The sequence below is a fragment of the Agathobacter ruminis genome, assembly GCF_002735305.1.
GTDB lineage: Bacteria > Bacillota > Clostridia > Lachnospirales > Lachnospiraceae > Roseburia > Roseburia ruminis.
On sequence record NZ_PDYG01000105.1, the window covers coordinates 1 to 2,522 of the forward strand.

The window sequence follows — 2,522 nt, forward strand, 5'->3', positions numbered from 1 at the left end:
TCAAGGTGTTTGCGATGAAAAGACAGTTTGTCGAAGTGCAAAATCGGTGAAAGGACAACCACAGAGGGGTGGGTAGAGTGGAATTGCGGTAGATGGGTTGAGGTTTGGGGCGGATTTGATATAGAATGGAGGTACGCAGAAAGGGGAAGATGTATTATGGAATTTAGGAAGCTTACGAAGGTGGATGGCGGCGCGCATATTTGCAGATATGATCTGGAATATGAGACGCAGGACCATCGTGTGAAGAAGTACGAGATTGTTTCGAGAGATCAGGGGTTGCGAGGACTGGAGGATTTGCAGCGCTGGCACAGCACGACTGTGGTGATTATCGGAATCTCGGAAGATAATGATAGGATATTGCTGAATCGTGAATACCGCATGGCCTTAGGAGACTGGGTTTATAATTTCCCGTCCGGGCTGGTGGATGAGGATGAAACACCGACAGAAGCGGCCGCGCGGGAATTAAAAGAAGAAACGGGATTGACATTGGAGCGCAGGATTGTCAGACTGCGCAGCAGCTATAATGCAGTGGGGCTGACAAATGAGTCGAGTTCATGTGTGCTTGCCGTGGTATCCGGAGAGATACAGGAAAGCGATTCAAGCTTTGAAGAAATCGAAGCGCATTGGTATACCAAAAGTGAGGTGAAGGACCTGTTGAAATATCATAAGATGTCAGCCCGCGCACAACTGTTTTGTTTTGGCTGGGCCTATGGGGATTTATCAATCAACAAATTGGCGGAGGAGTCGGATGAATATGGAGATGGGCATCTCAGATAAAACATATTTGTATAATCTTATCGCAAAATTATGTTCGCATGTCACACGCACATTGACCAAGAACTATCTGGTGCGCTACAGCTGTATTTCTGAGGAGGAACGACAGCGCGTAAATACGCGAATTGAAAAAGAGACACCATTTGTATTGGGATCAAAGGGGAAATTCTGCCCAATCGCAGAAGCAGATATCGATGAAGAATATGTCAAGAAGCTTGCAGGATTCAGTGATCTGTTAAAAATCGCGGATGATAAGAACTGCATTATGCGCTTTTTGCAGGCGCTGGATGAATCACTGGCGGAAGTGCTGATTGAGGAGCGAAAGAGATTGCAAAACGGTCGTGTGACACGCGGATTAAACAGCAATCGAAAAGAAACCGGAATCGCGATTCTGCCGAAGTGCGAGTGCGTATGGGCGCGCAAAAGCAGAGAATCTTTTTCGTATCGCCGGATTGACAATTATCTGAAGCACCTGATGATTATAGAGGATCGTGTACTTGAAGATGTGGAGGATCGTCATATATTTATTCCAAAGGGATTTTTCCCGAATTTTGATGCAACCTCTCAGATGAAGATTGCAGCAACACCACTCAATGCGAAATCCAGCTTTGACATTCGCTATCACCGCAATGATGATTTGCAGGTGTTTTCTTTGGACTATCATGAATCTGCGGCAGCGCGCGACAATGAGCGCGTCTGGGAGAAAATTGTACAGGCAGGCGCAGAAGGCGCCGAATTGATCGCATTCCCGGAGATGCTTGGCAATGCGACGATGGAGTATGCCATTTGCAGAAAACTTAAAAATTTGTCAGAGCAGGAGCGGGAGCAGATTCCGCCGATGATTGTGTTGCCATCCTATTTTTCGGGTACACAGAACTTTTCTTCGATTCTGGATCGCGCGGGGAATGTCCTTGCGCGCCAATTCAAACAGAATCCGTATGTTCTGAAAACGCGTCACGGCGATTTCATGGAGAACATCGATGGTTCAAATGAAATCTATATTTTTCATTATGAGGGAATCGGTCGCTTTGCGGTCTTGATTTGTAAAGATTTTCTGACAACAAAACATATGGAGCGCATCATGCGCGGATTTATGCTGACATTGATTATCGTTCCGGCTTATTCGACCGGATCCTATGATTTTAAGATGTCTTTTGATCTTTGCGCGCATGATTATTGCAATGTCGTCTGGATTAACAGCTGTGCAGCTATGATTCCGGGAAAAGAGAGTAATTTTGCATTTATCGGATATGTACGCAAGCGCATCAACCGATATCAGGATGAGTCGGAATCGATGAGCGAGATGAAACCGTGCGATGGATTATTAAACGGAAAATGCGATGGAAAGTGCATATACTATGATCACTTTGGCACTGTGTAGTGTCGTTGACACTGCATTGCTGAAGTGCTATTATTTAAAAAAGGGATTTTTGTTTGAGGGGTATGTTATAAAAATAGCGAGGGTTGATTCTAGCGGCATCTGCCGCACATGATGGCTTGTTTCATTAGTCATTTATTTCATTTCCCATTTATTTCATTTCCCCAAAACAAGAGAACTGGAGTCGGTAACTAATTTTTTATTATGAAAGGGGTTTTTTATGAAAAATTATTTGAAAAGGGTTACTGCTGTATTACTTGCGCTTGTCCTAGGGATTATGTCGCATACTTCAGTGGGATTGAAGGCTGAAGTGGCTCCACCACCGGATTTAAAGTGGAACGGAGAAGCGGCCGCAGAATATGCCAGAGAA

2 protein-coding genes are annotated in these 2,522 nt (G+C 44.8%); both read left to right on the forward strand.

Annotated features, from left to right (window positions below):
- Positions 1-156 precede the first annotated feature (156 nt).
- Positions 157-777: an NUDIX hydrolase gene (locus CSX02_RS10795; RefSeq protein ID WP_099386684.1), complete on the forward strand. Its 621-nt coding sequence runs from the start codon at positions 157-159 to the stop codon at positions 775-777.
- Complete coding sequence (locus CSX02_RS10800) at positions 749-2,155, forward strand: carbon-nitrogen hydrolase family protein (protein ID WP_031542906.1); 1,407 nt, start codon at positions 749-751, stop codon at positions 2,153-2,155. Before CSX02_RS10795 ends, CSX02_RS10800 begins: the two co-directional genes overlap by 29 nt.
- The last annotated feature ends 367 nt before the right edge of the window (positions 2,156-2,522 follow it).